Annotated in this window: 15 protein-coding genes and 3 tRNA genes; 14 read left to right on the plus strand and 4 right to left on the minus strand. The window is 42.4% G+C overall.

Annotated features, from left to right (window positions below; translation table 11 throughout):
* Positions 1-189: 189 nt before the first annotated feature.
* Positions 190-501, minus strand: coding sequence for a transposase (locus DKT75_RS04755; RefSeq protein WP_109821425.1), 312 nt, complete (start codon positions 499-501; stop codon positions 190-192).
* 70 nt (positions 502-571) lie between these two features.
* Here DKT75_RS04755 and DKT75_RS04760 point away from each other — a divergent pair, with 70 nt between their 5' ends.
* From DKT75_RS04760 to DKT75_RS04820, 13 genes are all read left to right on the plus strand, one after another.
* Positions 572-2,704 (plus strand): ATP-binding protein, encoded by a 2,133-nt coding sequence (locus DKT75_RS04760; RefSeq protein ID WP_109822295.1) that lies wholly within the window; start codon positions 572-574, stop codon positions 2,702-2,704.
* Position 2,705: 1 nt separating this feature from the next.
* Positions 2,706-3,344, plus strand: coding sequence for a condensin complex protein MksE (locus tag DKT75_RS04765; RefSeq protein WP_109822296.1), 639 nt, complete (start codon positions 2,706-2,708; stop codon positions 3,342-3,344).
* The gene (locus DKT75_RS04770; protein WP_109822297.1) at positions 3,334-4,551 is read left to right on the plus strand and encodes a hypothetical protein; all 1,218 of its coding nucleotides are present in this window, start codon (positions 3,334-3,336) and stop codon (positions 4,549-4,551) included. Before DKT75_RS04765 ends, DKT75_RS04770 begins: the two co-directional genes overlap by 11 nt.
* The gene (locus tag DKT75_RS04775; protein ID WP_109822298.1) at positions 4,548-5,402 is read left to right on the plus strand and encodes a DUF7281 domain-containing protein; all 855 of its coding nucleotides are present in this window, start codon (positions 4,548-4,550) and stop codon (positions 5,400-5,402) included. The genes DKT75_RS04770 and DKT75_RS04775 overlap by 4 nt, the downstream gene beginning before the upstream one ends.
* Positions 5,403-5,586: 184 nt before the next feature.
* A complete protein-coding gene (locus DKT75_RS04780; RefSeq protein ID WP_109822299.1) occupies positions 5,587-5,907 on the plus strand; it encodes a VOC family protein in 321 nt (106 codons plus the stop codon).
* A gap of 80 nt (positions 5,908-5,987) precedes the next feature.
* Positions 5,988-6,350 (plus strand): hypothetical protein, encoded by a 363-nt coding sequence (locus tag DKT75_RS04785; protein WP_109822300.1) that lies wholly within the window; start codon positions 5,988-5,990, stop codon positions 6,348-6,350.
* Between the two features lie 589 nt (positions 6,351-6,939).
* Positions 6,940-7,245: a hypothetical protein gene (locus DKT75_RS04790; RefSeq protein WP_146201321.1), complete on the plus strand. Its 306-nt coding sequence runs from the start codon at positions 6,940-6,942 to the stop codon at positions 7,243-7,245.
* A 397-nt stretch (positions 7,246-7,642) separates the two neighbouring features.
* Positions 7,643-9,028, plus strand: coding sequence for a TldD/PmbA family protein (locus DKT75_RS04795; protein WP_109822302.1), 1,386 nt, complete (start codon positions 7,643-7,645; stop codon positions 9,026-9,028).
* Positions 9,028-10,377, plus strand: a complete 1,350-nt coding sequence (locus tag DKT75_RS04800; RefSeq protein WP_109822303.1) for a TldD/PmbA family protein — start codon at positions 9,028-9,030, stop codon at positions 10,375-10,377. Before DKT75_RS04795 ends, DKT75_RS04800 begins: the two co-directional genes overlap by 1 nt.
* Positions 10,378-10,380: 3 nt before the next feature.
* On the plus strand, positions 10,381-11,409 hold the full coding sequence (locus tag DKT75_RS04805; RefSeq protein ID WP_109822304.1) for a potassium channel family protein: 1,029 nt from the start codon (positions 10,381-10,383) through the stop codon (positions 11,407-11,409).
* Positions 11,410-11,473: 64 nt separating this feature from the next.
* Positions 11,474-11,550, plus strand: a tRNA-Met gene (locus DKT75_RS04810).
* A gap of 78 nt (positions 11,551-11,628) precedes the next feature.
* A tRNA-Met gene (locus DKT75_RS04815) sits at positions 11,629-11,705 on the plus strand.
* Between the two features lie 76 nt (positions 11,706-11,781).
* Positions 11,782-11,858 (plus strand) — tRNA-Met (locus DKT75_RS04820).
* Between the two features lie 190 nt (positions 11,859-12,048).
* Here the strand turns inward: DKT75_RS04820 and DKT75_RS04825 are convergent.
* From DKT75_RS04825 to DKT75_RS04835, 3 genes are read right to left on the minus strand one after another with little or no spacing between them, the layout of a single operon-like run.
* Positions 12,049-17,439, minus strand: coding sequence for a DNA repair ATPase (locus tag DKT75_RS04825; protein ID WP_109822305.1), 5,391 nt, complete (start codon positions 17,437-17,439; stop codon positions 12,049-12,051).
* A gap of 20 nt (positions 17,440-17,459) precedes the next feature.
* Positions 17,460-19,280, minus strand: coding sequence for a flotillin family protein (locus DKT75_RS04830; RefSeq protein WP_211665169.1), 1,821 nt, complete (start codon positions 19,278-19,280; stop codon positions 17,460-17,462).
* A gap of 26 nt (positions 19,281-19,306) precedes the next feature.
* Positions 19,307-19,936, minus strand: a complete 630-nt coding sequence (locus DKT75_RS04835; RefSeq protein ID WP_109822307.1) for a hypothetical protein — start codon at positions 19,934-19,936, stop codon at positions 19,307-19,309.
* Positions 19,937-20,485: 549 nt separating this feature from the next.
* Here DKT75_RS04835 and DKT75_RS04840 point away from each other — a divergent pair.
* Entirely contained in the window at positions 20,486-22,405 is a 1,920-nt protein-coding gene (locus tag DKT75_RS04840; protein ID WP_109822308.1) for a PrkA family serine protein kinase, read from the plus strand.
* Positions 22,406-22,450: the final 45 nt, after the last annotated feature.

The raw sequence follows: 22,450 nt of genomic DNA on the forward strand, positions 1-22,450 counted from the left end.
GTGTAACTAAGCTTCGCTGACCTGCTGACCCTCCACTTAGGCCAAACCAGCGCTTGAGCTCCGCGATCAGTTTAAGGCGTTGTGGTGAAACAGTTTTAGATGGTTTGCACCAGTAACGGTAACTACTTCGGTTGACCGCCAATACTCGACATAAACGGCTGACACTGTGGCTCTCTTGCTGCTGACGGATCAGCGCAAACCTTTGATTGAGTCCTGCATCAAGAGAGCTGAAGCCTTTTTTAGGATGTCGTTATCGCCTTCCAACCGTTTGATTTTACGTTCAAGCTCACGAATTTTAAGTTGATCAGAGGTCAGTGGTGCAGCGCTAGAAAGCTGACCGTTACGCGCTTGTTTAAGCTGTCTTGCCCATTTATCGACCGTCGATTTTCCTAATCCTAAACTCTCTGAGACGTCCTTAACATTGCGCCCTTTATCGACGACCTCTTGAGCAACTTCAAGGCGGAACTCGGGTGAGTAGGTTGGTCTGGTTCGTTTTGTCATATTTACACCTGCTTAGTTAAAGTGAGTTTATCACCTCTAATCAGGTGGCCAAATTTAGTGTGCCACTACAATTAAGGCCAATGACTTTGAGCGTGAAAAGCGTGGGTTAGATGCTGAGCTTGAGCAGTTGAAGCGATTGAATAGTCCAGAAAAGAATAACCTACTTAGCTTTTTAAGGGAAAACAACAAGAACTGGACAGCTAATATTGCAAGGGTTTTGCCTGAAGAGTTACTCCTTAGAACCGATCTATCTCCAGAAATAAGCACGCCGAATGATTCCCTTTATGGTGTAAAGATTGACCTTTCTGTGATTGAAACAACTCGAGCTGCTGATGAATCGTTATTACGACAAAAAATGCTTCTGGTGAATGATGAGCTGGCTAAGAAAGAAGTGCAGATTAATGAAACGAGCGATGAAGCTAAGCAGCTACAGGGACATTCAAAAATATTCGAAGTAGCTATTCTTGAGGCAGAAAATAGCAAGCAAAAGCATAACAATTCAATATTAGAGACTCAAGAGCAGCTTCAAATCTATCAATCACAAATCGAAGTAGCAGTAGCCCGTATAAAAACAGATACCGAAAGTAAAATATTGGGTTATGAGAAGCGTTTGGCAATAGAGGAATCGAGGATTGAAGAGCTTCGCCAATGCTATGACATGACAAAAAAATCGATACATCATACGTTTAGGGAAAGTAAGGCAAGACTTGAGCAAGAACTACAGAAGGAAAAAGATTCTGTTTCCCAGCAAAAAGTAGATGCAAAAACTAATTACGATCAAGAGATAACCGAGCTATCTGAGCAAAAGGTATTAGCTTTAGTTGAGCAAGGTGTTGATCCTAAACACCTTGAGTCGTTGAATACTCAACTAAAGGAAGAAAGCCAAAAACTAAAAATTGCCGAAGAAAGTCAGCCTTTAGTTGAAAAATACGAGGCTTGGTTGAGAACTGAATGGATTGATTATCAGGACTTGCAGACAAAATTTCGTCGCCTAAATGAAGAGCTCAATCAATGTGTTGAAGATTGGAAGCTTGAAGAAGAAGATCTCAAAGTAAGAGAAAAAGAGCTTGAGGCAATCTGGGAGCAAGAAAAGAAAAAGTGCGAGCGTATTAATAATGAAATAGCTCATGTTAAACGGCTGCTCGAAAACTTCAAAAACAATGGAGAGCTGTCTGATGATGAAGCTCAGTTGATAGATAGTTTGACAAATATTTCATTAATAGAGAGTCGATGGGAAGGTGCTATCAAAGAACATCGCGATTGTGAGAATGAGGGAGGAAAAGCATATAACAGAGTTAGAAAGAGTATAAGTACTTTCAGAGATAGCCCTCCCCAGAAATACCTAGAAATGATAACAGCTGATTTCACTCACAAATCACAGTATTTCCAAAACGAATGGTTATTTGCTGCGGCTAGTCTGTCTGATTACATGCGTCAAAGTCATCAGGAACATTTGAGCCTTTTACAAAATAATGCTCGTCTACTTGGGCAGCAGATAAGCGATCACCACACCGCTTTATCTCAAACTCACAAAGAAATTAACCAACTTGGGAGAAAGGTCTCCAAGCATTCACAATCCGTAATTGCTGACTTTTCTGCTGTAGAAAACTTAACCATTACCGTTAAATCAAAATTGGATAAGCTTGAATTCTGGAGTGCTTTAGATAAATTTTCTCTAAGCCACCAGTCATGGATGGCTCGGACGGGGCATGAGCTGCCGGATGACGATTATATTGAGAAGCTGAAACTAGTAGCTGCACTTTTCGAAAGGTCAGGTACAGACATTAAGCTATCAAAGAGCTTTGAGACAAGCTTTAGCATTAGTGAACAAGGTGTTTCTAAAGTAGCTAGAACAGACAAAGAGTTAGATGGCATTAGCAGTAACGGAATCTCATATTTGGTGATTATTTCAGTTTACACTGCTTTGGTTAACATGCTTCGAGGTAATTCTGGGGCAGTAATGATCTGGCCAGTCGACGAACTCAGAAATTTCTCAGCAAACAATACTGTTAAGCTAATGAACTCATTGGAGCAACAAAACGTTTATTTGTTTTCAGCCTTCCCTGATCCAGATCCTGAGCTTCTAAAGCACTACACAAATCGTTATATGATTAAGGCTGGACGTACATTGGTTGAGTATCCCGATGATTTTACGGGTAGCTCTGATTATCTTGATTCACTTTTAGCTAGCACGGAGCTTTAAAATGGAATTAAGGAATATGCTGGAAACTTTGCTTGCAGGTGTATTTATCTGTCAGGTGAGCAATTCAAAGCTATATCAGCAGTTACAAAATGAGGAGACCAGATCTAAAGTGAATGAGACTTTGGCAGAGCTTGGGAGGCATTTATGTCATACCGAGCATTACGAAGTTTATTATTGTGCTTACACTGACCTCTCTCAAGTTCAGGATGCTAAGAGAGTACGTAATCAGTTTGAAGCCATTCGTGACCAAATAGCGCCAGTTCTTAGTTTTATCACTTTACAGATGAGGGCGGAGGGCAGAGATGCCGTTCTAATTTCAGGTGATACAGTTAAATTTCATGATTTGCTATCTAATATTGAGCAGGAACAAGCTCATCTTAACGACTTAAAACAGCTTGGTAGATACGAACTATTCAAAAAAATACGACCTAAAACTGCATCCCAGGAGCGTTTAATCACAGTTTTGGAAACACTGGAAAAAGAAGGCTACATTGTTCTCACAAACAAGGAGTCGAGTATTTATCAGGTTTCAGGGAAAATTGAGTATTTTTATAGTTGTCTCAACTTCATCAGAGATCATGAGCAGATCCCCCTTGAAGAGGAAGACGAAGTACAACGAGGATTAGAGCTTGATAACTGAGCAATGGAAAAAACTTGGTCAAGCTATAACAAAAAATGCTGATGAACTTGAGCAAATTTATTATCACCTAGAAGATGAACTGGACCTACTGCAAATAAATCCAGGCTGGGAGTTTCTAGTCGAGCACGGTTTGGTTTTTGGAAATCCACATTCTGGTTATTCCGCATCGTCCTTGCTTTTGCAATTAGGTGATATTTTGGCGCTTGCTAAGCAGCAACAAGTTCAAGCACCTGATATTAGCGAGTGGCAGGAAAATATTAAGCGACTAATTAAGCGTTATCATCTTGCGAAGAGTGAGAGTGATGAAGTTGGTTTGCTTTCAGCAAGAAGGGAAATCCATACTAATGTGTTAGTGATGCAAAATACATTGGATGCAGAAGTTAGGCAGCTTGAGTATTTTGTTGATAACAAGTTTGGCCATGTGAGTTCATTGAAAGCTAAACAACAAGAGAATGAATATTGCATTGAACGAGCTAGTCGTTCAGCTAAAAAGCTCACACTTATCAATGACGCTGAAATCAATCGCCTTTGTGGCGATGATTTTGAGTTGATGAAGGTCTTTCATCGAAAACTACTTCCTTCGGTAAAGGAAAACCGCGAGCGACTATTAGCGACCATTCCTAGATTAAAAAGTATTCTATGGGAATATCGTCGGACAAATCAGCGCACTCAGTTAGTTCAGATAATGCACAATTATCTACAAATGGGCCGATCCATTTCTGATGAATTACTCAGTACACAAACGCTGGGAATATCACCTTTTAATTCTGTTTTTGAACTGCCAATAGAAAACTCTGTGGATATGGAAAACAGCGCTATTAATAGTGATTTGATTGATATCGTTAAGTCAATGCGGGAAAAGAAATATGATACTCCTATTGATGAGAGCATTGATCTTCCTGATGGTGGCTTGGTTGATCGAGAGGGCAACAAGATGCAAGAGCTTCCTGAGCCGCTGCTTCGCCCTTATCTCACTGAATTTATTCGGGCAGTTAAAGTCAGCCCCCAGTCAGCAAGAAAATTTTGGTTGTCACGGTACGAAGAAGTTGTCCCTGTAGGTATTTGGATTTGGTGGTTGCACATGGTGCTACAGCAAAGTCGTGATTCTAGGTTATCAGTTGTCCCTCAGTTTGAACTGGCATCAGATTTCTCTGCGAACAGTGTTGTTGAGGATCTAATAGTTAATTATCAGGTTAGGGATGAATGAACATATTTCCGTCTATGCAGGTTTTTAAGCTGGTTGTGGCTGCGGTGCAAGAGAGTAAGACTGTGGTGCCATTTAATAAAACTTGGCAATACTTGCATGCTGAGCTTGGTATCGGCTCAGTATTCAAAAAAACGCTAAATTTGACAGCATCAGATCGCCAGCACTTAGCTCAGTTGCTAGCCAAGGAAACTGGTGCAGATATTACGACTGTCGATTTAGCAGGTCTATCTGAATTGAGTCGCACAGATATTACCAAAACTGTGATAAATGAGAAATGGTCACAACGAAAGGTTAGGGAAGATATTATTTACCTGAAATCACTTGATGATGAAGTGATGTTAGAAAAAACTCATTCTACTCCTAAGGGTGGATATCTTGGGGTGCCATGGCAACAAGCCGTAAATCATCAGCATCAAGTTATCGTTGCGATTGAGAACCTTGAGGTGTTTCTCAATGCTGATATTGTGAAGTGGCCTATTGAAGTGTTTTCTTCAACTCCACTTTTCGTGTATAGAGGAGATGCTGAGGCTACACCATCAGCCTTTAAGAAGTTCATCGAGTCAACAGCTCAAAAGTACTACGTGTTTTTTGATTACGACCCTGCTGGATTCATGATGGCACTAACTCAGCCTCGCTTGCCGTCAATCATTATTCCAGATGTATCAACTGAAGTCTTGAAGAAATGCACAAAGGAAACGGCCTACGATAAGCAGTATAAAGCAGTGGACTACTTAAAGAAGACCATCTCAAAAGCCCAAAATCACATTGAAATTATTACCTCCCATCAGTTAGCTGTGATGCAAGAAAAAATGCTTAGCTCTCAAATGCCACTGAAAATGATTGATATTTAAATAAATTATTATTTTTCTTTTATATATTGAGACATACTATTAAAAATGGAAACAAACCACTTAGTCAAGTTGACTGTCATGAATAGAATGACATCCGCTTTCATTCTACGCTGATTTCGCAGGATCGAGTTGGGTTATAACAAATTTAGTTAAGCGACAAGCGTTATAGCCTATTGGAGATAAAGTGAAAATTTCACTCTTAGTCATCAGATGCCAAGATATAGAAGTCAGTAAAAACTTTTATCAATTACTAGGGTTGTCCTTTGTTAAAGAGAAATATGGAACTGGACCAACGCATTTTTCATGTGAGCATGATGGCTGTGTATTTGAACTTTACCCAAATAAAGGTGAGTCTCCACAGGATAATAATCGCTTAGGATTTAAAGTTTCAGGTCTAGCAGACATAATAAAAAATGTAGCTGTCACTGATTCATATGAGTTTGCAGGCAATACAATTAATGTAATCACAGATCCTGATGGTCGTAAGATAGAGATCAGTGAGTAAAACTATAACAAGCAGGCACACGACCTCCGGCAATTAGCACCGGTTGTGGTGCTGCCGGGCGTTATAACTTTGGAGAGAACATGGCGTTAGTGATTAGATTATTGGCATTTACATTCATTTTCTTGTCGTTAGCTAGTAATGCAGAAGAGGTCTCAAATATCGAGTCAGGAATGGAGTTACAAATTTCAATCCAAGCATCTGGTGGTGTTCTACTGGGTGGGGTGGCTGTCAAACCTAGCGAATTGATTACAGCTTTAGATAAAGCACAAAAAATCAAAGGTAGTGTTTGGTATTACCGTGAAAACCCAGAAACTGAACCACCTCCATCTGCTAGCCAAGTTATTCAAATGATAATTGAGCGAAAGTTACCTATTACTATGTCGACAAAACCTGATTTTTCTAACTATGTTGATGAAAACGGTAATGTGCACCCCAGAAAATAGCTATAACAAGTCCAGTCATAATCGCCCTTCGAGTTGGGCGTTAAACAACCGTGTTACCCACAAACTGTAGACACTCTGTACAGTTAGATTTAACCACTACGAAGGTATCACTTTGTAAATGAAAACTGATTGTCCGCATTGCGCAAAGAGAGGAATTAGTTACTTTTCTAAGTGGTGGTCTGGTTCTACAACTCCTGCACTGTGTAATCAATGTAATAACTTTAGTTATGTTAATAATGGTACTCGGCACTATTCTTTCCCTACAGTAATCAATATTATCATTGCTGCTTTTGGGATTATTGGGTTTATACTCACTCAAAAGTATTTTTTATTATGGCTGTTACCATTAGGCTACCTAATATCACAAATCTATTTGGTATTATATTCGCCAATGTTGAAATCAACAAAAAAGCAAATAGATAACAACAAAAGAGTCGGTAACTTTATTTTATTGTTTCTATTTAGTGGTTTACTAATTTATACAATAATTGATTTTGTTACTTAAATTTAAACATAGCATAACAAGTGTATTCATATTTGTACTGCTGGCTGGGAGACAATAAATGATCAGAGAGCAGGGGCATCAGGAATGGCACTAAGACGCTGGATAGGGGTGGCTCTAATGCTTACTGGAATGATCTTTCAGCCTATTGGTTGGATGCATATACTTTGGGTTCAGGGCTTGTCACTTTTACTTGTCTTTGTTGGCGTGTTTCTGTTGGTTAAACCAAAGAATATAGATCAATCAGTAGAAAAAGAAGGTTCTCACCCAACTAGCCGCAGACTTATGCCTGGTGATCTTCATGACCATAGCGGCTGGGGTAAAGGAGGTCGCAGTGAAAGTTGGAACCGTGAGCATGGCAGTGGTTCAGGTGGAGAAGGAGGTGGTGATTAACCCCTCACAGAGTATACGAGTCACCCAACATAATTAGGCACTGAACTACTTTGTTGCTACATTAATTAGAGACTTTCTCAGAGTCCGCGTCATCATTTTTAGAAGCACGTAATAGGCTTTAAAACTCTCATTGAAAATAGATTTTGTGATTCTGTATTGTATGCGGACGATAATATGCGCAAGTTTCGGACCTTGCTGTCACGTAAGCGAAGCAAGTTTGATACATCTACTTCTCTAGCCATTGAGGACTGACATCTCCGTCAGCGTTCAGTGAAACCATTCTTAAATAAAATTCATCTTTAATGCCTTGGTTCGGTCAGCTTATAGTTGTTTATTGTACTTATATGCATATTATAGAGTATTAAATATAACTAAAAATTGAGAGGAGTCTGTCAGGATGCTTAACCCTATAGTTGCACAATCGGTTATAGACCACGCGCTTTCCCTCGGCGCTGATTTCGCAGAGTTGTTTATTGAGAAGCACCGTACTGCTTCGGTAAACACGTTAAGTGCAACGGTCGAGTCAGTAAACTCTGGTATCGACTTCGGCATAGGCCTGCGCATTGTCTTTGGTGGCAAGGTGCTTTATGGCTATACCAATCAAACAGACGAAGAATTATTAAAGCGTATTGCCTCTAATCTGGCAGCACGTGACCGTCGCGACCGTGTGAATTTATTCACCAACTTTGACTTTTCAGTCATGCCAGACAAGCACCCATCTCGTATCATTTTGAGTAAAGACGCAGCCATTGATAGCAAGGTTGCCTTCTTGGTGAAAGCAGATGGCGTCGCGAGAGCGGTGAGTGAAAGCATTAGCCAAACACGTGGTTATTGTATGCAGCGTGAGCAAGATATTGAAATCTTCAACAGTGAAGGTTTGCACACGACAGATACGCGTAACTACATTCGTGCAGGTATTACCTCAATCGCAACTGACGGCACTGAACAATCGGTGGGTGGTTGGAATGATGGTGGTTTGTTGGGCTGGGAGCTTAGCGAGTCAATGGATGCGGTGATAGCAGGTGAAGAAGCTTCGCGTCAGGCACTGGTTAATTTGACTGCAAAGCCATGTCCATCAGGTCGTATGCCGGTGGTTATTGGTAACGGGTTCGGTGGCGTTATCTTCCATGAAGCGTGTGGTCACTTACTTGAAACGACCTCGGTTGCTAAAAAGGCCTCTGTATTCCACGACAAGATGGGCGAGATGATTGCTAACCCTGTGGTCAATGCAGTTGATGATGGGACCATGGCTAACGAGTGGGGCTCGATCAATATCGATGATGAAGGTATGGCAACACAGCGTACTCAATTAATCAAAGATGGCAAGTTGACGAATTTCTTGGTTGACCGTGTGGGTGGTGAGAAAACAGGTTTCCCTCGCAGTGGTTCTGGCCGTCGTGAAAACTACCGCTATGCACCAACATCACGTATGCGTAACACCTTCATTGAAGCGGGTGATAGCAACTTAGATGAGATGATTGCATCGATTGATAAAGGTATTTTTGCTTCGCACATGGGCGGTGGTTCTGTGCAGCCGGGTACGGGCGAGTTTAACTTTGCAGTTAACGAAGGTTACTACGTTGAAAACGGCAAGATTCTATACCCTATTAAGTCAGCAACCTTGATCAGTACTGGTCCTGCAGTGCTTAAAGAGATCAGTATGGTCGGCCAAGATTTTGCATTAGCGTGTGGCATGTGTGGTTCTTCAAGTGGCTCTGTTCCAACAACGGTAGGACAACCTGCGATTAAAGTGGATGATATCTTAGTTGGAGGTAACGCCTAATGGATCAGCGCATTAGTGACAAGCTAAACACAGCGAGCAACCAAGTCTTTGACCGTGCCAGAGCTGCAGGCGCAGAGGCAGATCTTATTGTTTCAGAAGCTGACTCACTGTCGTTACAAGCCTTAAATGGTGAGTTGGATAAGCATACAGTGAGTAGTACACAGAGTTTTGGTGTACGTGTGGTCAAAGACGAAAAAGTCGGCATTGCTTACAGTGAAGCCAGTGATGAAGAGTCGTTAAACTGGATGGTTGATCAAGCATTGCAAAATGCAACGTACTCAAAATCAGAGCCGCACGAAAAGATTTTAGATAACAAACAGCACTTAACGAGCGATGACTCGATCTTTTACTTAGATGATGTCGCGACCGTTGATGAGCAGATTGCGTTGGTGTTGCAGCTAGAAAAGGGACTGCTAGAAAAGGACCTTGTGAAAAACGTCCCTTACAATGGTTTGGGGCAAGGGACGAGTAGTCGTTACCTTTTCTCAAGCGCAGGTCTTCAAGCCGCCAGTCGATCGCGTGCTGTTCACGCTTACGCTTATGCGTTGGCGGAAGATGGTGAGAAAAACGCTATGGAAGGAACAGGGCAGGTTCAGCGTTTAACGAGCAGTTTAGATATTCCAAAACTGATTGAAGATGCGGCCAGCCTAAGTTTGGATCTATTAGACGGTAAGCCAATTGCTTCAAACAAATACGACGTGATTTTTGATAATGAATGTCAGGTGCAGATGTTTGGTGTATTCACCATGGTGTTGTCTGGTAAAGCGGCGAAAGAGGGCATAAACCCTTGGGCTAATAAAGTGGGTAAGTCTGTGACCGATAGCCGTTTACAGATTTTGGATAAGCCTTTGTTTGTCGATGGCTTTGGTTACGCTTTGTTTGACGATGAAGGTACGGCAACGGCAGATACGGCATTTGTGACCGATGGTGTGTTGCAGACGTTTATGCATAACAGTGTCACGGCCAGTCACTTTGGTTTAGAGACAACAGGTCACGCGTCACGCGGTACTAAGTCAACGCTTGGGGTTGGATATCACCAGCTCATGCTTGGTTTAGGAGAAGCGAATGATGCTGAGCTGAAAGCAGGTGAGTATCTAGAAGTGACTAGCATGGCGGGCTTGCACTCAGGTGCTAACCCTATCTCAGGCGACTTTAGTTTTGGTGCGTCTGGTTTCTTGTGTCGTGACGGTGTGCGTGTGCAGCCTGTTCGCGGTATCACAGTCGCGGGCAACTTCTACAAAATGTTGAATAAGATCCAATGTATTGGTGACAACGCGCATTGGAACTGGGAGCGCTCATCACTGATGCCTTCTGTTCGTTTTGCTGACCTAGCTATCTCGGGCGATTAATTAATGTTTTATTTTTTGGATACGTTTAAACGTATACGAACCATGAGAGTGCTTAGGGAAAATAAATGGCTGATGTTGTTTTTCCTAGGCATATCGCTGGTGTTCGCACTGTATATGAACTTGGTTGAGGGCTTTACGCCGCTCGATACCTACTATTTTCTAGTGACCACTGCGACGACGGTTGGTTACGGTGACATGTCGCCTCAAACTGATCTGGGTAAGATCTTTGTCACTATATATATGGTGGTAGGCATTGCGCTGCTAGGTTTGTTTTTGGGTAAAGTCACCGAAGTAATGGTTGATATCAGCTCTCGTCGTAAGAAAGGATTTATAAGTATGAAAGGTCAGGTTGATTTGATCATTGCGGGTTACCCGAGTGATGACAAGGTTCAAAACATTGTTGATGAGTTGCGTAACGATGCTCGTTTTGAGCATTCTAAAATTGTTTGCTTAAATAATCGTATCGATGAAAAGCCTTCGTGGATGACGAAGTTAGAAGTGGATTTTGTGAAAGGTCTGCCTTCAGATAGTGCGTCGCTAAAGGCCGCTGGTATTGATACGGCGACTACTATGCTTATTCTAGCGAATGACGCTGCTTTGATTGAGTCTGATGACTTGTCTACGTCAGTCTGTGCGGTGGTTGAGAGGCTTCGGCCAGAAGTACGTACGATTGCAGAAAAAGTACGTAAAGACACATTAGTATTTGAGGTGGTGAATGCGGATACGGTTGTTGATGTTGCAGCGGCGAGTGTATTGGCTCAGGAGATTTTAGACCCTGGCGCGATTGAATTGCAGAATGCTATTTTCTCGACACATACCGCGGGCACTCAGTACAATTTAGCTTATAACGGTGAAGACAAAACGTGGTCTGAAATTGCTATGGCTATACTGAAAAATGATGCTATTCCGGAAGGGTTTAAGTCGCCAGATATGACAGAGTTTAATTTATTACCTAAGCAAGATGTTGTGGTGAAAAAAGGTGCTTTGATTAAGTATCGTGGTACTGAACTATTGATTGATCTGACGTTTTAGATATAAATGTAAATGAGTGCTTGCGCATATGGGGGGGCGTCCCTATACTGCGCTCTCTTTCTGGTGCGGGGTGGAGCAGTCAGGCAGCTCGTCGGGCTCATAACCCGAAGGTCGTAGGTTCGAATCCTACCCCCGCTACCAATTAAGAAAGAAAATATTTAGTTGTTATTTATAATAATTAAATAAGCCTGAGTTACAAGATGTACCGTTCATTACTGGTGCGGGGTGGAGCAGTCAGGCAGCTCGTCGGGCTCATAACCCGAAGGTCGTAGGTTCGAATCCTACCCCCGCTACCAATTTTAGAATAAATATTTAGTCGTTATTTATAACCATTGAATATGCCTGAGTTACAAGATACACGTTCGTTACTGGTGCGGGGTGGAGCAGTCAGGCAGCTCGTCGGGCTCATAACCCGAAGGTCGTAGGTTCGAATCCTACCCCCGCTACCAACTTTAACTAAAGATTTACAGCCATCTTTGGCAACCTCGTAAGTCTTCATAAATATCTCTTGTTAGTTCTCTATAGTACCAAAACCTTATTTTTATTATATCTATGCTGTTTTAATAGTTGCTTTAGCGCCTATGGCTTATGCGATACATAAACCATAGAAGCGCGTCATCCATCATTATTTAGCAAACGTTAGCTCTTCTTTTTAAGGTTAGTCAGCCAGCTCAAGCGTTGCTTTGCAGTATCTGAAACAGCTGATAACTCGCGTCCCATAAACTGTACGCCTTGAGTGATTTCTTTAAGTTGCTCAGCGACATCCGTTTGACTGCTATTACTATCGACACTACCTTTAAGCTGCTGAAGCTGATCCGAAATATTGCTTAGCTGTGGAAGTAAGGCGGCTTCAATACGTGGTTGTGCTAACGTATGGCTTAGGTCTTTACCTAAAGCACCAAGGCCTTTCGATATTTGATTCATTTGCTCAATTAGGGCAGTGTTCTTGCTACTCTCTGTCACTGATGTACCAATCAAGTGTAGCTGCTTCACAACGTGCTTAATCACTGTCTCAAGCTGAGCTTGACCAGAAACAAGTACCTCGTCTGAGTGTTGGAATGCAGCGCTAATTTCGCCGAGCTTGCCAGCGATTTGCAGACCTGTTTCAGCTTCGGTACTCTTAGTGCTGTTACTAAACTTGAATGCTTCAGTAATTTCACCCAGTTTTTCTGCAATCTGTAGGCCGATTTCGGCTTCGGCATTTTCAGAGGTATTTTTAAGCTGGAAAGCTTCAGTAATTTCTAACCAGCGCGCTTTTTCAACGACGGTCATATTGCCACGCAGTTCAGCAAGCTTTAATAAGTTTTCTTCTGCACCACCCGTTAGCAGCTGTGCTTCACCTTGATAATGATCTTCGATCATCTGCATTAGTTCTTCATCGTTCATAGCAGCAGATACCTTTTCTGCCATCTTATTCATGTTTCGATAACTACCTTGCAGCTTAAACGGCGGCTCAGTTCGATACTCATCATTTTGAGCGGCAGAGTGAATGTATTGCTGGTTAACTTTCAGTACAACTTCTTGGACAGTTAGTAATTTCTTAAATACATCATTGATCTCGTTTAACTCGGCGCCACCATACGCGTGACTTAAGTCGCTAGTACTTACTTCGCGTCCTTTAGCCATATCGATCAAGGTGTAGATGTCACTCATTTCACGGGTTGCTAACGGTGCAAGTACCTTGTTAGAGGTCAAACCGTTTTCTAAATAGCTCAGCGCGAAGATGTCTTGCTTATCGCCCAGCACTTCACCGAGGTTATAAATATCAGCTCGGTTAGCGAGCATGTCAGGGATTTTGAAGACTTCGCCCGACTCTGTATAAGGGTTACCCGCCATAATAATGCAGAAGCGCTTACCACGCATATCATAGGTTTTAGTTTCACCTTTCCAGACACCGTCAACTCGTCGCGTGCCATCGGTTAGGGAGATAAACTTCTGCAAAAACTCAGGGTGAGTGTGCTGAATATCATCAAGATACAGCATCACGTTATTACTCATTTCTAGCGCGAGGTTGATCTTGTTTAGCTCTTGCGCTGCCGTTGCATCGGGTGCTTGTGCAGGGTCTAGTGACACCACGTGATGGCCTAACGATGGGCAATTGATCTTCATGAAGATCAGTCCTAAACGACTCGCAACATATTCCATTAGGGTTGTCTTACCGTAACCTGGTGGAGAGATAAGCATCAACAGACCCATTAGGTCGGTACGCTTGTCATCACCGACGGTACCCATTTGCTTGGCAAGGTTGTCACCAATTAAGGGTAGGTAGGATTCATTAAGGAGTTTGTTGCGCACGAATGAAGACAGTGGTCTTGGTTTAAATGAGTCTAACCTGAAGGCCTTTCGCTGTTCATCAATAATCGAATTACGCAGTTGTAAATAGCGTTGGTAGCGAGCAACAACATAGTGCTTATGGTGGTTATAGCGTGTTAAAAACTGATCGAAAGAGACACTTAGTAAACGTTCATTTTCATCACTTTTAATTAATGGATGATCACCTAGTAGCGTGGTGATTTTCATTTCTAATGGCGCGTTTACAGTCTCACCAGATAAGCTATCGCCTAGACTAATGAGCGCAATAGCTTCTGGAATATAGTGTTTGAATTTGTCGTCTTTTTTACTCAGCAGTGCGTGCAACCAAGCACTAATAAACTGCCAGCGTTGTCCTGCCTGGCCTTTTAGTTTGTCTAGCGCAGCATCAAAGCTTTCTTGTGAGTGTGCTAATTTCAAACTACGCATTAGTTCTTGTGATAGGTCTTTTGCGTATTGGCTAAAGGAGAATTTAAGCTCTGTTTGAGATAGCTCTTCGACAAGGTAGCGTGAGGCTTGGTCTAGTGTAACGTCTGACTCAAGCGTGCTAGTTAATGCGATTGATTCGATAAACGCAGATAAGCTGGCTTTTACTTCTTCAGTGAGTTGCTCAAGTGCGGTGCTGTCAGAAAACACACGACGCATTTCAGTAGCTGACAATGCACGATCTGGCCATGTTAGCGCTTGTGCTTGAGTTTGAATGTCTGCCCAAAAAATCAGAGCGATACCACGCGCCATCGGATCAAAACGTAGCAATCCTGCTTTGGCTTTTGTAGTTAGTAGTTGCTCAAGAATGAGTGTTGCATCGTGATCATGAATACCTTTTTCATAGCCTTCTTTATAAAGCGGTGCAGCAAAGTCGCGTACCGTCTTTAATAGGTCTTGATCGGGCTCTATTTCGTTGCGTTCAATGGCTTCTAATAACTGCCCAGCAAGGTATTCTGCACGGTAAAATTCAGGCGTTTCTGACTCTAGGTTTTGCTCCCAAAAGCTACGTAAACTCTCAAGCTCAGGCGCGTCTACTTGCTCAAAGAAGTCAGTACCACTTAAGTGAATGTATTGGTGGTCGCCTCGTGGTAACAGCGTGAGGTCAAGCTCTTGAGTAGTCACACTAAAGCGATGGGTTGGACCTAGTTTAATGACGTTGCCGCCTTCTTCATAGATCTCTTGTTTGTCGCGCAAGCCACGAATAGCCTGTTCTTTGTGACCTTTGAGACTACTCTCAAGATCATCCGCTTTAACACTGTCATCAAGCTCTCGTAATTGGTCAGAGATATCTCTAACCTTGATTACTAACGGGTCAGCAGCGTAGAAGGTATTTAGTTCATCCATTTCGGTGAACTTGGCAGTACGACGTTGAATCGAGCTAATGATTCGTTGAGCCGCATCCATGAGGTTTTGGGCGCGTCGCTGACGTTCGTTTATCAGTGTTTGTTTGTGCGCTTCAAAGGATTCATAAACCTCTTCACGCTTGCTGATTATGTCTGTTAGGAACTCGTCATGATCACTAAACTGGCTTTCTAATTCTTCTATTTGAACCAATAAGCGACTGAGTTGCTCATCACATTTATTCGGTGTTGCAGCAAGGTTTAGCGCGTTAGTCACACTTTGGCTAAATAGCTTAAATTGAACGCCAAATTGCGCTGTGGCTTCACTTTTGCCGGTGTCTTTTTTCTTATGTTGAGTACGTGCACGAGACTGGTTTAATTTGGCATAAATCTCAGAAATGTCGTCAACAACACGGATACGTACCGTCGCATCATCCACTCTCAAACTCGCCATCAACTCAGATAATAAGTCGAGATCAGCCGCCATTTTCTCTTGAGTATCGAGTGCGGCTTCAAGCTTTACTAAGGTGTCTGCTTGCTCTAATTCTTCGCCGATGGTGTCCAGTTTTTCACGGTAAGGCACTAAGGCTTGCTCACTCGCTAGAAAATGAACCGTGTCAGAACCCAAAGAGTCCTGCGTTTCAAGTAACTCGGCTTCAAGCTCTGCAATACGTGACTTATCTATGTAGCGATACTCGCGAATTGTCATCAGGTGGCCGCGTTGATGACGTACCTGATTTAACGCTTCTACAAAATTCTCGGTATGATCCCAAGAGTCTGTGCGTATTGAGCTAAGTATTTTCTTCTGCTCAGCTTCCGCTTCTTGCATCGCTGATTCAGCTTGCAAGCGAATGCTTTCAACTTTCTCAAATTCATCCAGTACTTTTTCAGAAGTATTGCTAATGTCATGGACAACACTTTTAACCTCGGCAAGCTCTGGGCTTTCAAACCAATAATAAGACTCAAAAAGGCGACCACTATCTTTAATCAGTTGGTTATAGTGTGAAATTGAAACTTCAGGCTTTTGCACACTTCGAATAACGCTATACAGGTCTGAAATACCGCGAACCAATTCTGCATTTCCAATGCGCCCATAGAAACTGTCGCTGGGTGGTTGTTGGCTGGCGAACTCATCCGAAATAAATGGTGTTTGCCATATTTGCATCGGGTGAATACGAGTAGGCTCATCACTTTCAGAGCTAAACAACACCATTTGACCATTTTCAGCAATCGCATAGCCATGCCCGAAAATAGGATTATTCAGACTCTTTTCGATAAGGTTATAAGAAAATAGGGCGTAGGTGCCTGCCGAGGGCTCGTAGAAAAGGTAAAGAACATCTTCACCATTGGGTGAGCGAATCATTCGCTTAAAGCGCATGTTACTTACATCACTTTCAAAGCGTCGTATTTCACCGTTTTGCAGATAGATTCCACCAGGGAAAATGACCCCATGATCTTCCGGTAGTTGAATGCATGATTGACCAATTTCATCAATCCTATCAACTGTATTTGTGAGGCGGTTAAACACTAGGTAACGCCAAACTTCTTCACGGTACGGTAGTATTTTTAACAGGATTAGCTGACCAACTTCAGCATAGAATATCTTCGCATCATCTAGCGCTTGAGTCTTGTCGCTGACGACTTCGTTGTGTATGCCTAAACCGCTGTCAGTGTTGTTTTCAACTTTGACTGTTAGGTCGCCACCAATCGTTTCAACAAACAGAGTGTCTAGGATATTAAGATGTGGGTGTGAGCCTTGTACCGCAAAGTCACGGCCTGCCGCTTGCCATTCGAAATCAGTGGGAGAGGGCGGTTTAACGTCTCGCTCGCCACGGTTATCAATATAGGTTAGCTCACCAGACGGCATCATTTCCCAGCGAAATACCCGCAAGTCATTAATGCGTTCGCCAATCTGAAAGGCAGCTAGTAACTTGCCATTTCTCACCATTAACTGAATAAGGCGAGCATGTTTGTAGTACGCGTAAAGCTCTCTAAAGTCACTGGTAAAAGAAGGCTGAGAGAGAAAGCTACCCTCTATAGGTACTGACTTTAGTTCAAACTGGTTATTATCTTCAACAAGGCTATAAAGGGTAAAAACGTCTTCGATCAGTGTTTCTTTTTTAAGACCAATAAAGACGTTATAACCAAATAGCAGTTGGTCGCCCACTTGCACAATGTCACGTGCAACACAGTTGTTTTCTGTGCGCACACGTAGACGGCCTGTGACTTCCATAGCGGCACTTTGAAACTCACCAAGGCGCTCTTTGTTAAGCGTCTCAGTGAGTGTTTCTAGTGACTTACCTTGTTTCTCAAGGCGACTGCGAATAATTTCGTAAGCATTACTCTCGGCAATCGCGCGATCAGTTATCGAGCTTTCTTCTTGCGTAGACATTGTCTGCTCCAGAGGTTGTTTTAGGAGTCAGATGACTTGTCGTCTAGTACTTTGTCTAACGTTGTATTGCCTGACAAAAACTTTTGGATTAAGTCATTGGCGGTAGGGCTTTTACCAACAACGCCTTCGATAGATTTACCTAAAGACAGTGAACGAGCGAAGGACTTAAAGAAGTCACCATCGCCACCTACAATATCGATCTTTGCTTTAGCCAATGCTGTTGCCATTGATTTAGCTTGCTCGATGGATACCTTTTCGTTAGCTTCGATTTCTGCCATTGCACGTTCAAATTCCTTCTCAATTTTGAGGCGGAACTCTTCATGCTCTCTAGCGGTATCAGACATATTACCTAATGCTTCCATCTTGTCAGTCAGGCCTTCTGCCTCTGCTTTAAAGCGAGCGGTGATGACCTTAGCCTCTGCAAAACCTTTCTTCTCCATGGCATCGGCTTCCGCTTCTTGAACTTGCACATCGGCCAGTCCTTCTGCGGCTAGTTCTGCCTGAACACCTTCGGCCAGTATCTTCTTCGCATCCGCTTGCTTGTTTGACGCTTCAAGTTCTGCGATCGCTAGGGTATTCATTTCCTTCGCTTTAAAGACCGACTTTTGCTCGTCAGCTTCGGCTTGTCTTACTTGCTTAACCAGTGACTCTTGAGCATTGGCTTCCGCCTGAAGGATTGAAACCTGCTTATTACGCTCAGCTTCAGACACTTCACGCACTTCATTGATCTTCTCTTCTTCTTGAGCGACTGACTTCTCAACAATGATCCGTTCACGGATCGTGTCAGCAATTTCAGTTTTCTTAATTTCTAGCGCTTTTTCTTTATCAATACGCTGCAACTCAACTTCACGCTCACGAGAAACCATCTCAAGCTCACGGGCACGAATTACTTTTTCTTCTTCGATAGCGACTGCGCGTTGGCGGTTATTAGAGGCCACTTCAACTTCACGTTGACGGTTCTGCTCAAGAATATCAACTCGTTCATCAGTAGAGATTCTAGCTTCTTCAGAGCGTAAACGTTCCTCTGAGCAAACCTTCGCTGTTTCAGCTTCTTCACGTGCTTGAATACTTTCAATCTCTCGTTTCTGACGAGCCTCCGCGTCTGCTTCTTGGCGCTCTAGCGCCAGCATCGCTTCACGCGTCTCAACGTCTTTCTTTTTCATAGCCATTTGCTGGTCACGTTCCAGCTCATTGGTTCTTACGTTATGCGTTGCGGTAAGCTCAGTGATCTTACGAATACCCTCAGCATCCAAAATGTTACTTGAGTCCAGTGCAGACTTAGGAGTTTGCTCAAGGTAATCAATCGCCACATCTTCTAGTGCATAACCATTTAAGTCATCACCGATCACTTCTACGATTTTGTCACGGAAGCCAATTCGGTCATCAAATAGTTCTACGAAGTCCATTTGCTTACCCACTGTTTTAAGGGCTTCTGCAAACTTTGCGTTAAACAGCTCGTTGACTGCTGCTTTATCTGAGGCACGATCAACACCAATAGCTTTCGCAACTTTCAATACATCGTCTTGTGTTTCGTTGACACGTAAGTAAAAAGCAACGCTAATGTCTGCGCGGATATTATCTTTACAGATCAAGCCGTCTTTATTTTTACGGTCAATTTCTAAGGTAATTAAAGAGACTTTCATTAGCTCTTTTTTATTGATGACAGGCCACACGATACCACCAGTAAACTTAACTTTCGGCGTACTACTCATATCATTGATAATCAATGCCCAGCCTTGTGGGACTTTGACGTAAAGCTTTGTTACGGCCACTAAAATGGCGATGATAATAAGTGCAATGATGCCGACAACAACCAGCGTCATAATTGAAAGTGTAGCCATAGTAATGCCTCAGAATATTTAAGATATTATTTGTGTGTGATTTGGTAGGTGTGTGTCACTTGGTCAAAGCTAAATAGTTTGACTGAGTCGCCCCGTTTAATTTCATTTTCTTCTGGGCAACGAATTTTTAGTATTAAGCCCGCACCGCCGTCATGAAAAACAGCTTCCCCAACAGTCGCAGTGACTTTACCACTACGAACGGTGACGTATTGACCAACGAGATCAACGGCACGTTTTTCTGGTGTTTTCTTAAAGATAGGCTTTAAGGGCTGGAGTAGTGGGGAAACAATTGTTGCTGAAAGCACGGGTACAAGAAGTAAAATCCAAAAGCCTACAGCAATTTGTATCCAGCCTTGCGGTATGACAGGGTAAATAAAATACACGGCTAAAAAGCTGAGAACCCAAGAGGCTAATATGATAAATGACAGACTGATCGTTATAGGAATGCCATCAAGTCTGAATTTTGAGAGGAGGTTGGCAATACTAAATGAGGTGTCACTGACGTCCAGGTCAGTATCAAGGGCAACGTCACCTTCTGCAGTTTCAAAGCTCGAGACACCAAGCACTGCTGTTAACCAATAAAAAAGGACTAAGACTAGTAGACCGCTAAAAAATACGGTTGGAAATGTGAATATTCCAGTGATGAACTCGCTCACTCATTGTTCCTTTTTTATTAGTAATTGACTTTAGTTTAGCAGTAAGTCTTTAAACCTGTATATGGTTTGAGTTTTTTAACCGAAACTTCATAGCCAAACAAGATATTTACTTGTGCGGTCAAGTAACTCCGGTTATCGTAAAAATGATACATATACGGTATGTTAATTAGACGAGCTTAAAAAATACGCTATACTGACCCTGTATTATCTTTTTTAACTTACATTCTCGTAAGATTTTTGTTTTGACACTGTACGAAACCTATTTCGTCTTCCTAGGTCACAACTTATAACAAGGTGATTTTTAGATTAACCTTGGCTTAAAAGCATACTAATACAGAACCGTTAATCTGTTTTTGATTGTTTTTTGTACGTCTTTAGCGCTATATGAATATTAAGATTTATCTAACTCTGTGTGAACAAGCACTACTTTAAGATTACAAACACAGACCTGCTCTAATCGCAATTTGCACCATGACGGCCTTTCCCTTTCGATCGGTATGTCCGAGGCCATATATAAAAAATTAAGTTAACAATTGGGTGGTATAAAGCATGAGTATATTTGATCATTATCAATCACGTTATGAGTCATTCAAAGAAGAAGAGTATTCTCTACAAGACTACTTAGCACTTTGTAAGAGTGACCCTCTAACCTATGCCACAGCCGCTGAGCGCATGTTAAAAGCGATCGGTGAGCCAGAAGTAGTTGATACGGCAACGGATCCACGCCTTAGTCGTATCTTTATGAATAAAGTCATCCAGCGCTATCCTGCGTTCTCCGACTTCTATGGAATGGAGGACAGTATTGAGCAAATCGTTGCTTTCTTCCGTCATGCCTCTCAAGGTTTAGAGGAAAGTAAGCAGGTTCTATATCTACTAGGACCTGTTGGTGGCGGTAAGTCATCTTTAGCCGAAGCGCTCAAAGCACTCATGGAAAAACAGCCCATCTTTTGTATCAAAGGCTCACCTATTAATGAGTCACCTTTGGGGTTGTTTGGCCGTGAAGACGCTGTGATTTTGGAAGAAGATTACGGCATTCCTAAGCGTTACCTAAATACCATTATGTCGCCTTGGGCTGTTAAGCGCCTAAAGGAGTTTGGTGGGGATATTAGTCAGTTTAAAGTGGTCAAGCGCCATCCTTCTATCTTGAATCAAACGGCAATTTCTAAGACTGAGCCAGGTGATGAGAACAACCAAGATATTTCATCGTTGGTGGGTAAGGTTGATATTCGGAAGCTTGAAGATTTCCCTCAGCACGATACTGATGCTTACAGCTACTCCGGTGGTTTGAGTATGGCTAACCAAGGTCTGATGGAGTTCGTGGAGATGTTTAAAGCACCGATCAAGGTGTTACATCCATTACTTACCGCGACTCAAGAGGGGAATTACAACGGTACAGAAAGTATCGGTGCTATCCCGTTTAATGGTGTGATCTTGGCTCACTCAAATGAGTCAGAGTGGCAGACATTTAAAAATGATCGTAATAATGAAGCGTTTATTGACCGTGTTTCAATCGTCAAAGTCCCTTATTGTCTGCGTTTGAGTGAAGAAATTAAGATTTATGAGAAATTGATGCAGCATAGCTCTTTGTTTCAAGCGCCATGCGCGCCAGATACATTGAAAATGCTGGCTGAGTTCTCGGTGTTGTCTCGTTTGAAAGAACCTGAAAATTCTAGCGTTTATTCTAAAATGCGCATTTATGATGGTGAGACATTAAAAGATATCGACCCTAAAGCGAAAACGATGCAGGAGTATCGTGATGCGGCAGGTGTTGATGAAGGTATGGATGGTATTTCAACACGTTTTGCGTTCAAAATCCTGTCTAAAGTATTTAACTTTGATAGTACTGAGATCGCAGCTAATCCTGTTCACTTGATGTACGTGTTAGAGCGCCAGATTGAGCGTGAGCAATTCAGTGATGAGGTGCATGATCGTTACATGGGCTATATCAAAGAGTACCTAAGCCCGCGCTATGTTCAGTTCATTGGTAAGGAAATTCAAACCGCATACTTAGAGTCTTACTCTGAATACGGGCAGAATTTGTTTGATCGGTATGTCACTTATGCTGACTTCTGGATTCAAGATCAAGAGTACCGCGATCCTGAAACGGGTGAGCTGTTAGATCGTAATGCCTTGAATGGCGATCTTGAGAAGATTGAGAAAGCGGCGGGTATTAGTAACCCTAAAGACTTCCGTCATGAAGTGGTGAACTTTGTTCTGCGTGCACGTGCTAATCATGGTGGTAAAAACCCTGATTGGACCAGTTACGAGAAGTTACGTCGTGTAATTGAGAAGAAAATGTTCTCTAGTACTGAAGAGTTACTTCCTGTTATTTCGTTTAGTGCTAAGTCATCTACAGATGAGCAACGTAAGCACGATAATTTTGTAAACCGCATGGTATCTCGTGGCTATACAGATAAGCAGGTTCGCTTGTTAGCAGAGTGGTATTTACGTGTGCGCAAGTCGCAGTAAGTCAGGCTTTTTGTAAAGGAATAGCGTATCTGATTAACCTGCGGA

The sequence above is a fragment of the Leucothrix arctica genome (genome assembly GCF_003172895.1).
GTDB lineage: Bacteria > Pseudomonadota > Gammaproteobacteria > Thiotrichales > Thiotrichaceae > Leucothrix > Leucothrix arctica.